11 protein-coding genes are annotated in these 13,213 nt (G+C 59.2%); 2 read left to right on the top strand and 9 right to left on the bottom strand.

Going from position 1 to position 13,213, the window contains the following annotated elements; genetic code table 11:
• Positions 1–273 precede the first annotated feature (273 nt).
• The 7 genes from HMPREF2944_RS06765 to leuS form a co-directional block, all read right to left on the bottom strand.
• A complete protein-coding gene (locus HMPREF2944_RS06765; RefSeq protein WP_141755746.1) occupies positions 274–1,149 on the bottom strand; it encodes a DUF6318 family protein in 876 nt (291 codons plus the stop codon).
• Complete coding sequence (locus tag HMPREF2944_RS06760) at positions 1,146–1,733, bottom strand: DUF6318 family protein (protein ID WP_246826282.1); 588 nt, start codon at positions 1,731–1,733, stop codon at positions 1,146–1,148. The genes HMPREF2944_RS06765 and HMPREF2944_RS06760 overlap by 4 nt, the downstream gene beginning before the upstream one ends.
• A gap of 83 nt (positions 1,734–1,816) precedes the next feature.
• A complete protein-coding gene (locus HMPREF2944_RS06755; RefSeq protein WP_070681773.1) occupies positions 1,817–2,716 on the bottom strand; it encodes a DUF6318 family protein in 900 nt (299 codons plus the stop codon).
• Positions 2,717–3,050: 334 nt separating this feature from the next.
• The gene (gene pgk / locus HMPREF2944_RS06750; RefSeq protein WP_070681770.1) at positions 3,051–4,274 is read right to left on the bottom strand and encodes a phosphoglycerate kinase; all 1,224 of its coding nucleotides are present in this window, start codon (positions 4,272–4,274) and stop codon (positions 3,051–3,053) included.
• A gap of 341 nt (positions 4,275–4,615) precedes the next feature.
• On the bottom strand, positions 4,616–5,620 hold the full coding sequence (gene gap, locus HMPREF2944_RS06745; protein WP_070681766.1) for a type I glyceraldehyde-3-phosphate dehydrogenase: 1,005 nt from the start codon (positions 5,618–5,620) through the stop codon (positions 4,616–4,618).
• A gap of 353 nt (positions 5,621–5,973) precedes the next feature.
• Positions 5,974–6,996 carry a DegV family protein gene (locus HMPREF2944_RS06740; protein ID WP_070681763.1) on the bottom strand — a complete coding sequence of 341 codons (1,023 nt, stop codon included), beginning with the start codon at positions 6,994–6,996 and terminating at the stop codon, positions 5,974–5,976.
• A gap of 177 nt (positions 6,997–7,173) precedes the next feature.
• Entirely contained in the window at positions 7,174–9,669 is a 2,496-nt protein-coding gene (leuS, locus tag HMPREF2944_RS06735) for a leucine--tRNA ligase (protein WP_070681760.1), read from the bottom strand.
• Between the two features lie 219 nt (positions 9,670–9,888).
• On the opposite strand from leuS, the gene HMPREF2944_RS06730 reads away from it, so the two are divergent.
• Together HMPREF2944_RS06730 and HMPREF2944_RS06725 are read left to right on the top strand one after the other, a co-directional pair.
• Complete coding sequence (locus HMPREF2944_RS06730; RefSeq protein ID WP_070681757.1) at positions 9,889–10,899, top strand: alpha/beta fold hydrolase; 1,011 nt, start codon at positions 9,889–9,891, stop codon at positions 10,897–10,899.
• A gap of 24 nt (positions 10,900–10,923) precedes the next feature.
• Complete coding sequence (locus tag HMPREF2944_RS06725) at positions 10,924–12,051, top strand: glycosyltransferase family 4 protein (RefSeq protein ID WP_070681754.1); 1,128 nt, start codon at positions 10,924–10,926, stop codon at positions 12,049–12,051.
• Positions 12,052–12,318: 267 nt separating this feature from the next.
• Here the strand turns inward: HMPREF2944_RS06725 and HMPREF2944_RS06720 are convergent, their stop codons facing one another.
• Positions 12,319–12,561: a hypothetical protein gene (locus HMPREF2944_RS06720; protein WP_049334121.1), complete on the bottom strand. Its 243-nt coding sequence runs from the start codon at positions 12,559–12,561 to the stop codon at positions 12,319–12,321.
• 334 nt (positions 12,562–12,895) lie between these two features.
• Complete coding sequence (locus HMPREF2944_RS06715; RefSeq protein WP_070649616.1) at positions 12,896–13,147, bottom strand: DNA mismatch repair protein; 252 nt, start codon at positions 13,145–13,147, stop codon at positions 12,896–12,898.
• Positions 13,148–13,213 lie beyond the last annotated feature (66 nt).

The raw sequence follows: 13,213 nt of genomic DNA, 5'->3' as shown, positions 1-13,213 counted from the left end.
TAATTTTTAAGGGTTTACCCGCCCCGCGCTTAGCAACGCTGACGCCGCCAGCTATGGGAGCCTCTACGTTTCCAGTCTATTGGAAGCCATCCACACCGGCCTCAAGACGACCCTCCAAACCACAGAATCCACAGGATATAGTCAGGCGTGCACTCAGCGATGAGAAATCCCGCTGGAGCGGTACCGAAGTACCGCTCCAGCTGGGGTCTCTATCCAGCTCCATGCACTTGGGCTACCCTTAGATGGATTGTTCGGCGACTCCCACCCATCGATTTAGTATCTTATTTTATGAAAACCGGGAGGATATAGAGGCATCAAATCCTTTCCATTATTAATAAAAACCCATCGCCCTTTTAAATTTTCTACATACAAACCGGGAGAAGTTTCTTCCACCGGCTTATAATTTTCAAGATTAAACCTTTCACCTGTCTCAGGAACAAAGAAATACGGCATCTTAGACTTGTAAGCATCCGTAATACTGAATTCAAAAATATTTCGCTTGGTGGACTCGAATTCCACATTCGGATAGAAACTGCCTCTACTTATTGAGAGATTTTCATATACGTCACCATCAGCAACAAGCCATCCGCGTTTTTCTTGATAAAGTCGGAGAATTTCAGGTTCAATAACGTCTTCTGGCTTCACAATTTTAGAAAGAGGCTCAGTGTCCCCAGTGGCGTAAAAGTAATTCAGAGACGCATAATAGTAAGCGATAAAAACGTATAACCCAGACCTAGTGTACTTATTCATACCCGGGTGTAATACCGGGTAGGGAACATTCTGCGCCGCGCGCTTTTCCGTTGCAGGAACATACCGCCCATTACGCTCATACGCCGTGTAGATGAGCGATTCACTAGTTTTTCCGAGCTCCTCCTGATAGTCGTATTGCTGCTTCGGCTCCATGTCGATATATCTTTGGTGTTGAAGCCGTCGACGTGCTTCCCATTGCTCCTCGTACGTTCCCAGCACACCAGCACGATACCCGGCAGAAACAAGCAACCCAGCACCCAGAACGCCTACGCCCACTCTGCCTAAAAAGACACGGCGGTTAACGGGACGACCTTTCCAAGGTTCAGGCTGATAATTGGACCGGGAATATGGGTCGGAATACGAGGTAGGATACGGGTTAGGACCGCTGTTGATACTCATGATGCCTTCTCCTCTGACGCATTGTTGGTACCTTCTGGGATAAAACTGATTATTGGATTTTCTCCTTTTGTACTCACCGTTTTCATCGTGCCGTGTATTGATCCGTCACGAAGCAGATTTCGCGTATCAAATTCAGCGATGGGATGCATCTCTCCGGTATCTTTTCGATACACTTTTGCCTCGGGGTGAATATCAAATCGCACCTTCCACTCAGTCACCTCTTGTTCCGAATTCGTGATGCGCGGTCGACCCTCGAGAACGTGCAGGCTGAGAATCCTAGTATCAGGTGTAACTACCCAACCTTTACCCTCTTCGAAGAGATCTAGGATAGCTGGGAAAAAGATCTCGTCCTCACTCCACGGGTCTTTTAAACCCCGTATATCAGACGCTAAAAGCACGTAATTCTGGCAGGAGTAATAATAGATGTAATTGAAAAGCTCCCGCACAAAGCCAGTTACTGAATCATATAAGTAAGCGTAATCTGGGATAGGTGCAGAATATGCTGGATGATTCTGATCAGCTGGAATATACTCGCCAGTTAAACGAGTGGTTGCTAACGAATACTCGCCAGAGAAATCATCCATGTATATAAATTCCTTAGGCAATTTTTTACTGTCTATCATTGTCTTCTTCCTTACACTCATCTTTGGATGTTTAGAACCGAATCTTAGGATTCACCGGTATGGGAACCATCTGCGGGGTACATCGGTGTCCAGTCCTCGTCCTTCTTCAACAGGGTCCACCTGCCGTTCAGATGCTCAGCTTCCATCCACTCTCCATCGTCGTACGATGATTCTCGCCCCAGAGGACTCCGATATTTGTAGAGAGATAATTTTTCGCCGATGCTCGGAATATAGAAATACCCTCTATAGGATTCCTCAGATACCCCCAACAAGCACGACATGATGTGTCGTCCATTCCGCTCCAACATCGATATATGATCCGAATCACTCTCTGGGAAATAAATCCACGCCTTGCACACATCATCTTTCGATATAATCCATCCACGTTTCTCCCGGTAGAGACGAAGCATTATCTCAGGAAGGACAGCCTCCGGCTCAACAACCTTCGACAGCGGCTCGGTATCTCCCGTGTAATAGAAGTAGTTGAGGGCCGCGCAAAAATACCCCATGAAGGTCAGAAAACCCTGCAGACTATATTCGTACATCTCCGGTTGAGGTACAGGGTACGGTACATTCTGTGCAGGATGCTCCTCAGTCGCGGGCACAAACTCACCGCGGCTTTCGTAGGCGGTATACGTAAGAGGAACATCCTTATACAGATAAGACTTATCGATTACCCCCACGAATTCTTGATCCGGTTCAAGAGCCGCCAAAGCCCGATCTTTCTTGGCCTGCTGTTCTCTCTCCTCAGCTTCCTGCTTCTTTTGGCGTTCCTCTTCCAGCTCCTCCGGCGTCTTAATCAAACCCGTGCACCGGCTAACAACCGCTGCCGTCAGAACACCCACACCGGCATATCCCAGGGTTCGTCGGGAAAAGCGCTTTTTCTTCTTGGAGCGCTGGCCGGGAGCCGGGCTGGTTGAATCGCCGTTATTGTTCGTGGTCATTCGTGTTCCTCCACGGCTTTCGTAAAATACCGCGATGTATTTTCTGAAGTTGCGGTCCCCGCCGGGTGCAGCAGACGTCGCTCCGTAAACGGTGGAAAACCCCACATTCCCAGTATATTAGAGCCAGTTCCACGCGCCTCCGACACAAGCCGCACACCCAGGGAATCCACAGCAAATAGCCAGGAAACAGCCCCGCATCCTGCCCACATAAGATGGACCGGGCATGAGTGGGCACGCAGAAACCCCCGCCGGAACGGTACCGAAATACCGCCCCGACAGAGGTCTCACGCTAAAACTCTGCGCTCAAATCACGCAGTCAGGCTAGGCACCCAGATTAGGCACCCAGTGCCTCCAGGCCGGGCAGGGTCTTACCCTCGATGTACTCGAGGGAAGCGCCGCCACCGGTGGAGATGTGGCCGAACTGCTCGTCCTTGAAGCCCAGGTTACGGACTGCCGAAGCGGAGTCGCCGCCGCCGATGATGGAGAACGCGTCAGACTCGACGATAGCCTGTGCCACCGCGCGGGTACCCTCAGCGAACGGAGCGATCTCGAACACGCCAACGGGGCCGTTCCAGAAGATGGTCTTTGCGCCCTTAATCTTCTCAGCGAAAATCTCGCGGGTCTTGGGGCCAATGTCCAGGCCCTCAGCCTCTGCGCCGAGCTTGCCGCCGGTCAGGTCCTCAATGGGGCGAATCTCGGTGTTAGCATCTGCGGAGAAGTCGTCAGCCCAGACCACGTCCACAGCGGTAATGATCTCGGTGCCCTTCTCGGGGGCTTCCTTCAGGTAGCGCAGAACGTTCTCAACCTGGTCCTTCTCGAGCAGGGACTTGCCCACCTCGTAGCCCTTTGCGTAGGCGAAGGTGTAACCCATGCCGCCACCAATCAGGATGGTGTCAGCCTTACCAATCAGGTTGTCAATCACGGCGAGCTTATCGGACACCTTAGCGCCGCCCATGACCACCACGAAAGGACGCTCGGGGTCATTCAGGGTCTTAGCCAGAACGTCGACTTCCTTCTTCACCAGGTCACCCAGGTAAGCGGGCAGACGCTTAGCAACGTCGTAGACGGAAGCGTGCTTGCGGTGAACCGCACCGAAGGCGTCGTTCACGTAGGCACCGTTCTCGCCGGTCAGTGCGACCAGCTCGTCGGCGAATTCGCCGCGCTCTGCGTCGTCCTTGGAGGTCTCGCGGGCGTCGTAGCGGACGTTCTCGAGAACCAGGACCTCGCCGTCAGCCAGGGCTGCTGCCTTAGCCTTGGCATCCTCGCCTACCAGGTCGGTTGCAACCTTCACGGGCACGGATGCCAGCTCAGCCAGGCGTGCAGCCGCCGGTGCGATGGAGTACTGGGGGTCGACCTTGCCCTTGGGGCGACCCAGGTGTGCGGTCACGATGACGCGTGCGCCAGCCTTGGCAAGCTTCTCAATCACGGGCAGGGATGCGCGGACGCGGCCGTCGTCGGTGACGACGCCGTCCTTCAGGGGTACGTTCAGGTCGGAGCGAACGAGGACGTGGCGGCCTGCGACGCCTTCTTCGAGCAGTTCGGACAGTGCCTTAGCCATGGGATTTCCTCCTGGTTAGGTGGGTTTATATACCGTTTCAATCATACCGAAGAATAGGGGTTTTGACAGCCTAAAAAATAAGCTTTTATAAGGTGTTTCTCCGCAGAATACCGCGGATTTTCACCCTTTCTATCCCCTACTCCCTTACGGTATTTCTGACTCAAAATGAGCGATAGAAAATAGTATGTTTATACATCATTAAGGGTTTTATTCAAGACCCCTGCAAAAGAGTCTTGGTACAGCAAACCCCGACTCCCCCGCGTAAAGCGGTGGTGCCGGGGTTCACTATATGCGTTAGTCACGCTCTATGACGCTTAGCTATGCGTCGAAGCCCAGAAGGCTTAGAGGGATGCCACAACCTTGTTGGTGAACTTCACGAGGCGGGAAACGTAGCCGTACTCGTTGTCGTACCAAGCGATAACCTTCACCTGGTCACCGATCACCTTGGTCAGCGGTGCGTCGAAGACGGTGGAGATGGACTCGCCCTCGATGTCCTTGGAGACGATCGGATCGGTGTTGTACTTGATGATGCCCTTCATGGGGCCCTCAGCTGCTGCCTTGACCGCTGCGTTGACTTCCTCAACGGTGACCTCGCGCTCAGCGGTGAAGGTCAGGTCGGTGATGGAGCCGGTGATGGTGGGAACGCGGACTGCGAAGCCGTCCAGCTTACCCTTCAGCTCGGGCAGAACCAGGCCAACAGCTGCTGCTGCACCGGTGGAGGTGGGGACCATGTTCACGGCTGCGGCGCGCGCACGGCGCAGGTCGCGGTGGGGTGCATCCTGCAGACGCTGGTCAGCGGTGTATGCGTGGATGGTGGTCATCAGACCCTGCTTGATGCCGAATGCGTCGTTCAGGACCTTAGCCATCGGAGCGAGGCAGTTGGTGGTGCAGGAAGCGTTGGAGACGATGTGGTGGTTAGCTGCATCGTACTGGTCGTCGTTCACGCCCATGACGAAGGTGCCGTCGATGTTCTTACCGGGAGCGGAGAGGATAACCTTCTTAGCGCCGGCCTCGAGGTGTGCCTTTGCCTTGGTGCCGTCGGTGAAGAAACCGGTGGACTCGAGGACTACGTCAACGCCCAGGTCCTTCCAGGGGAGGTTCTGGGGGTCGCGCTCGGCGAGGATCTTGATTTCCTTGCCGTCAACAACCAGTGCGCCTTCCTTGACCTCGACCTCTGCGCCGAAGCGACCCATGATGGAGTCGTACTTGAGCAGGTGTGCCAGGGTCTCAACATCGGTGAGGTCGTTGATTGCGACGATCTCGAAGCCGACGCCCTCGGTCTGAGCTGCGCGGAAGAAGGTGCGGCCGATGCGGCCGAAGCCGTTGATTGCTACGCGTACAGTCACTGGAGTATCTCCTTGTCAGTGCGTTGGGTGGCGACCCGCCCAATTCGATGCCTTGTGGGCATTATGCTTACCGAATTATTCCGAGCTCTGTGGTGCCCGGCGCGTTCCGCCGTTGTTGGTAATAATCCTACCCTAGTTTGTGTGTGTTTTGGTATGCTCATTCGAGAATTTTTTGTGAGTTACCCCATAAAATAGGCGAAAAACCCTTTGTTTTCTGTTGGTTTACGTGGTGTTCACCCCGAGAAAATGTTGCGATATGGTCTAAATAACAATAAATACACACGATGCCCATTCGCAGAAAAACCCCGCCGTATCAAGGCACGATGAGAGGGTACAAACCACCCTTTCAACCGCTAATACACGACCATCGCAACCGCTCCCAACCCCGAATGGGCCGAAAGCACCGGGGGCAGAGAACTCACCAAAAACTCGGGTATGTTTAGCGCCACAGAACCCTCACCCGAGGCAGAACCGGTGGACGCACCCACGGAATGACTCAGCGAGCCCTCCCCCAGCAGACGTTGCACCCGCTCATACAGCTGCACCGCCTGCGCCGCATTACCCACGTGATGCACCGCGACCACCTCGCCGGGCGTATCGCTGCCCGGGACCGCATCCGTTGAAGCGTCGAGAGCGGCGGCATGACGGTGCTCGCGGCAGGCCTGCACCGTCAGTTCCACGAACCGATCCAGGGCGCGCGCGGCCGTGCGGGGCCGTTCCACGTAGGTGAGCTTCCCCTGGGAAATCGTGCCGATGGGCTTAATCTGAAACATCTGCCCCACCATCGCCAGCGCCGGGGAAACACGACCCCCGCGGCGCAGCGCATCCAGGGTGGGGATGTAAAAGTACAAGGTCGCGCGCTCACACACCCGCCGCATGCACTCCACGACCCGCTCGGGGTTCGGATCCTCCTCCAACAGCTCAAGGGCGCGAAGCACCGCATACCCGTAGGCGCCGGCCACCGTGCGGCTATCCACCACGCTCACGCCCTCGGCACCCAGGCGGCTCAGGCGCGCGCCGGTACGCGCGGACTCCACCGTGCCCGAGAGCTCGCCGGAGAGGTGAACCGACACCACGTGCGTAAAGCCGCGCGATGCCAGCTCGTCGTACACGTCAGCAAACGCGCCAGGAGCCGGGCCGGATGTACTCACGGTCTGCCCCATGACGTGCGCCAGCATAATGGCTTCGTCCACCTCGGCGGCGCCGAGGCCCTGCAAGCTACGGTCCTCCGCACCGGGGGTGCGAATCGTAACGGGCATGGGCACCACGACAAAGTTCCCGCGAGCGCTCAGCCGCTCCACCAGCTCCGGATGCAGTGCCGCGGCGCTATCGGTGACCACGGCAATGCGATCCTTTGCGTTGTTCTCGTGCCCCATATTCCGGCCCTTCTTCCGGTTCGTCAGCGAATGATTCAGCGACGAAGCCTCTCCTAGCGTTTCCTGAACATTATGGCACTCATCACTACCGCAGTACAGCAAAGCCCCGCCGTGCCTTTCGGAACGTTCCGCAGAACGAACCGAAGCCACAGCGGGGCTTGCAGATCGGCTAAGAGCCTAGATTACGATGTTCACGAGCTTCGGTGCGCGCACAATCACCTTGCGGATCTCGGCGTCACCCAGCGCACGCTGAACGGCGGCATCGGCCAGAGCCAGCTCCTGAAGCTCCTGCTCGGAAATATCCTTCGCAACCTCCAGGCGAGCCTTCACCTTGCCCTTGATCTGGACGATGGCGGTAACGGTGTCGTCCACCAGCAGGGCCGGGTCAACCTCGGGGAAGCCAGCGGTCAGAACCGGGGTGTCGTGACCGAGCACGTGCCACATGTCCTCGGCAGTGTACGGTGCGTACAGCGAGAGCAGGATGGCGATGGTCTCGGCGGCCTTGCGGACGGCCGGGTCAGCCGCACCGGCGCCGGAATCAATAGCCTTGCGGGTAGCGTTGACGAGCTCCATGGTCTTCGCAACAACCACGTTGAACTTGCCGCCCTCAATCAGGCCCTGCACCTCGTGCACGGTGCGTGCAATCAGCTTCTGCAGCTCCAGGTCACCGGTGGTTGCGTCCACGCCGGGTTCGCTGGTGACGTCCTGAGCCACGCGCCATGCGCGAGCCAGGAACTTCTGCGAGCCGGCGGGAGAAACGTCGGCCCAGTCCACGTCATCCTCGGGCGGGGACGCGAAAATCATGGTGGTGCGGATTGCATCCACACCGAACTTATCGAGCTGCTCGCCCAGGTTCACGCCGTTACCCAGCGACTTGGACATCGCCTTGCCGCCGTTGAGCACCTGGCCCTGGTTCATGAGCGCCTTGAAGGGCTCATCGTGCTGAATCAGGCCCAGGTCGCGAACAACCTTGGTGAAGAAGCGCGCGTACAGCAGGTGCAGAATTGCGTGCTCCACGCCACCCACGTACATGTCGACGGCACCCCACTCGCGCATGGCCTGCGGGTCGAAGGGAGCCTGGTCGTCATGCGGGGAAACGTAACGCAGGAAGTACCAGGAGGAGTCCACGAAGGTGTCCATAGTGTCCGAGTCACGGCGAGCCTGCTTGCCGCACTTCGGGCAGGGCACGATAGCCCAGTCATCGGCGGCGGCCAGGGGCGACTGGCCCTTGGGGGCCAGCTGCTCACCACGCAGGTTATCGGGCAGTAGAACCGGCAGCTGATCCTCGGGAACGAGCACCTCGCCGCAGTCCTCGCAGTGAATCACGGGGATGGGGGTACCCCAGAAGCGCTGGCGGGAGAGCAACCAGTCGCGCAGACGGTAAATGACCTTGCCCTCACCGGTGCCGGCGGCCTCCACCAGCTCGATGGCCTTGGCGATGGCCTCGGCCTTGGGCAGGCCGGTCATCTCGCCGGAGTTCACGAGCACGCCGTCACCGGCGGTAGCAACACCGCTGGTGGCCGGATCCTCGGCGCCCTCAACGTCCAGAACCTTCACGACGGGCAGGTCAAACTTCAGGGCGAAGTCCAGGTCGCGCTGGTCGTGCGCGGGCACGGCCATAATCGCACCGGTACCGTAGTCGGCCAGCACGTAGTCGGAGGCCCACACGGGCAGCTTCGCGCCGGTCAGCGGGTTAATCGCGTAGCGGCCGGTGAACACGCCGGTCTTCTCGCGCTCGGAGGACTGGCGATCGATATCGCTCAGTGCCTTGATGTCTTCGCGGTACTGCTCCAGGGCGGCCTTGTGCTCGGGTGCCACGATCTGCTCGGCGAACGCCGCATCCGCAGCAACCACGATGAAGGTTGCGCCGTACAGGGTGTCCGGGCGGGTGGTGAACACGGTGAAGGACTCAGCAGCCTGGTCCTCGGTCGCCTCAATCTCGAAGCGCACCTCAGCACCCTCGGAGCGACCAATCCAGTTGCGCTGCATGAGCAGAACACGGTCGGGCCACTTGCCCTCCAGCTGCTCCATGTCGTCCAGCAGCTGCTGGGCGTAGTCGGTGATCTTGAAGTACCACTGGTTCAGGGCCTTCTTGGTCACGGTGGTGCCGCAGCGCTCGCAGGCACCGTTGACGACCTGCTCATTAGCGAGCACGGTCTGGTCCTTGGGGCACCAGTTGACCATGGAGTCCTTGCGGTACGCCAGACCCTTCTTATAGAACTGCTCGAAGAACCACTGGGTCCACTTATAGTACTCGGGGTCCGAAGTGTGCAGGCGGCGGCTCCAGTCAGCGGCAATGGCGTAACGCTTGAACGACTCGGCCTGGGTGTCGATGTTCTTGTACGTCCACTCCTTGGGGTGAGTGTCGTTCTTAATGGCTGCGTTCTCTGCCGGCAGGCCGAAGGAGTCCCAGCCAATCGGGTGCAGAACGTCGTAGCCGCACTGCTTGTAGTAGCGGGCGTTCATGTCACCAATGGCGAATGCCTCCGCGTGACCCATGTGCAGGTCACCGGAGGGGTAGGGGAACATATCCAGAACATACTTGCGGCCCTTGGGTGCGTGACCGGTGGGCTGGAAAACCTTCGTTTCGTCCCAGTAGGGGCGCCACTTGGCTTCCATAGCGCGGAAGTCGTACGCATTCTCGGTGCGTTCGGTCTCTACCTGAGCAGACACAGCGATTCCTTAAAGACGGTTGATCAAAACTTAACCCTCCAAGTGTAACGCGAAAGCGGCGACGGGATGGATCCGGGCCCGCACTGATTAGTCCGTGGACGAGCCGAGGATGCGCGAGGGTCTCGGCACACACCACCCTCCAGGGGCTTTTCAGGCTTCTCGCCTAAAATTAGGGGTGGGACTCTCCCCTCCCCGCACCCGACCCCGTGAAAGGTACCCATGACCTCCACCGTTCCCTCGAACTCCCCCAGCGCCTCGGTTCTCGAGGGCGTACCCGGCCCGCTCATCCCCGGCACCGGTCACGAGGCGCGCATCGGCGCGGATGCGCAGGCGGTCACGACCCGCTACTGGCAGTACGGCGAGGGTATGGGCTCCGGAAGCTTCCCCGAGGGGTGCTACCCCGTGCTGCTCGTGCACGGTTTCCGCGGCGACCACCACGGCCTCGAAATCATCGCGAACTACCTACTGAAGCTCATCCCGAACGTCAGCATCATCAGCCCCGACCTGCCCGGCTTCGGCCGCTCCGGTGACCTGCCCGAAAGCGCCCCGGGCGAGGACAGCATCGACGCGTACGTGGCCTGGTTGCAGGATTTTGTGGAGCACACCAACCCGCTCGGACTGCCGCTGCACGTGGTCGGCCACTCCTTCGGCTCCATCCTCACCAGCGCCTTCGCGGCGGCGCACCCTGCCTCGCTAGCGCGCCTCTCACTCATCAACCCCATTAGCGAACCCGCCCTGGAGGGGCGTCAGCGCGTCACCTCGCGCTTGGCCTCGCTCTACTACCGCGCTGGCGCGGCACTGCCCGAGAAGATCGGCTACCCGTTGCTGCGTTCCCAGCTGATTACCCGCCTCTCCAGCGAAGTCATGATGCGCACCAAGGATAGGGCAATGCGCCGCTTCATCAACGGCCAGCACGCCGCCTACTTCGGCTCCTTCGGCTCGCGCCGCGGGGTGCTCAGCGCCTACGAGGCGTCCATTGCACACACCGCCGCGGAATACGCCGCCGCCATCCGGGTGCCGGTGCAGATGCTCGTCGCCGAAGACGACGACCTGGGCACCCCCGAAACGGCCCGCGCCATGTACGCGACGCTGACCTCCCGCAATCTGCCCGCCCCATCGGCCGCCCCCCGCGAGCGCCTGGACATGATTCCCGAAGTCGGGCACCTCATCCACTACGAAACCCCGCACCTGGCCGCGGAACTCATCGCCGATTTCGCCGCCGACCGCTAAGGGAACGAGAAGTAAGGAACCAACATGAAACTCATGGTTGACGCCCGATACACCCGTATCGGCTTCCACGACGGCATCAGCCGCTACACCGCCTCCCTGCTGGGCGCGCTCAAAACCCTCATCGACACCGGTGACGAAGCCGCCGCCGACCTCGACCTCACCATGATCATTAGCGACGAGCGTCAGCTGGACATGCTGCCGGACCTGCCGCACGTGAAGATCTGCTCGCCCACCGGCCCGCTCGAACCGACCGCCTCGCTGCAGCTGAATAAGTACGCGCCGGACGTGGTGTTCTCACCCATGCAGACCATCGGTTCCACCGGACGCAAGTTCAAGCTAATCCTCACCCTGCACGACCTGATCTACTACTCGCACCCGACCCCGCCCGGGTTCCTGCCCGCGCCGGTGCGCGTGGGCTGGAGGCTCTTCCACAAGACCTACACCCCGCAGCGTTTCCTGCTCAATCACGGCGATGCGGTCGTGACGGTTTCTGAGTCGACCGCCTCGCTGATTCGTCAGCACGAACTGACCACCAAGCCGCTGTTCGTGGTGCCCAACGCCCCGCAGCCCGGCAGCGTGGTCTCGCGCCAGACCGCCCTGGAGCGCGCCACCACCCGCGAGGAGCAGCCCGTCAAGCACTTGGTGTACATGGGTTCGTTCATGCCGTACAAGAACGTGGAAACTCTGCTGCTGGCGATGCGTTCCCTGCCGGATTACCGCCTGCACCTGCTGTCAAAGATGCCGCCGCAGCGCCTGGTGCAGCTCACCGACGAGCGCCTCATCGGTGAGAACGTGGAGGTGCACAACGGCGTGAGCGACGAGGAGTACCAGCAGCTGCTCCGCCAGGCGCACGCCCTGGTGACTGCCTCCCGCGAGGAGGGTTACGGCCTGCCCGTGGTCGAGGCGCAGGCTGCCGGTTGCCCCGCGGTGATTAGTGACATCCCGATTTTCCGTGAGATTGCGCCGCACGCCGTGTTCGCACCGGTGGACGGTGCCCCGGAGGCACACACCGCCGACTGGGTCAAGGCAATTCGTTCCCTGGAGGACACCGCCGCTCGCGAGCGTGTCATCATTGATGGCCTGTCGGATGTGCGCCGCTACTCCTGGCGCGACTCGGCACTCAAGCTGCTGGAGGTCGTGCGCGGGCTCTAGGGCTTGCGCGGCTTATACAACGCGGCACTAAATTACGGCGCTAGGTACAGAAATGCCGCCGCACTCCCCCGGTTCTCGGGAGGGTGCGGCGGCATTCTCATATTTGGTTTGTGGTTGCCGGGTGACCCGTGCCCTAATACGGGGGCGGCGAGGCTACACCTTCCGGAAGCGCCCTCAGGGTGCCCGAGCTCTGCGAGGGCGGGTTCCCTGCGTAGGCGCGGAGGAAGTGTGTAGCGAACCGCTCCGAAATCAAACCACGGAAACCCGCTAGACCGCGGTAAAGCTACCGGTGCGGGCCTCTTCTTTTGCCACCAAATCGTTGACGTGGGTGTAGGCGTAAATAATCTTCGCGTCATCCAGCTCAGCGAAACGCGCCAGGTAGCGGCAGACCGCACCGCGCTGGGCCATCGTCATGGCCGAAAGCAGTTCGGGGTTGGGGTGGGTGATACCGTTGCTACGCTCGGGAGCGGAATCGCCGAATCCGGGTTCGTAATCGTATGCCGGGCTCATCGTCGAGGGCCTTTCGTCAGGGCGTCGCTACAGTGCAAACGCCACGCGGAGTAACACGGCGAATAGGTTCGCAGCGATAACCGGATGCCTCTTCGCGGTGGTGGTTGTGATACCTCTAAAGTACCCAAGAGCCAATCAATGTTCAAGAACCGCTAGGGAACAACCTCATAATGGACACGTCCGCGGTTGTCAGGCGGAAATCAGGGGGCATAATGGCGGCAGACGACCGCCGGTTTTTCCCCACCGTTTGAGTCCACCGTTAGAAGCTTAAAAAGAAATGCCGCCGCACTCGTCAAGAGTGCAACAGCATTTCCTAAAGCTCTAATGATGCAGGCTACGCCACGCTTGCGCAGAGGCCGCGCTCGGCGTCCCTACGGGCCAGCTCATAGGCGTGGCCGTACGCGTAGAAAATCTTTGCGTCGTCCAGCTCCGCGAAACGCGCCAGGTAGCGGTAAACAGCTCCTCGTTCCGCAACGGTCATATCGGCAAGCAAAACGGGGTCAGGGTGCATGACGCCGTTATTGTGTACAGAAGCAGACCCGCCGCATGCAGGTTCGTATGCGGGGGTGATCATAGTCTGAGTCACCAGTATTCATCTTTCGTTGGTGCGCACGGTTGTGAGGCGTACGCGAAGTTGAGTGATAGATACCGC

This window comes from Rothia sp. HMSC072E10 (genome assembly GCF_001813965.1).
GTDB lineage: Bacteria > Actinomycetota > Actinomycetes > Actinomycetales > Micrococcaceae > Rothia > Rothia mucilaginosa_A.
Note: the sequence above shows the minus strand (reverse complement) of the source record. Positions and strands in the feature narration are given on the sequence as shown.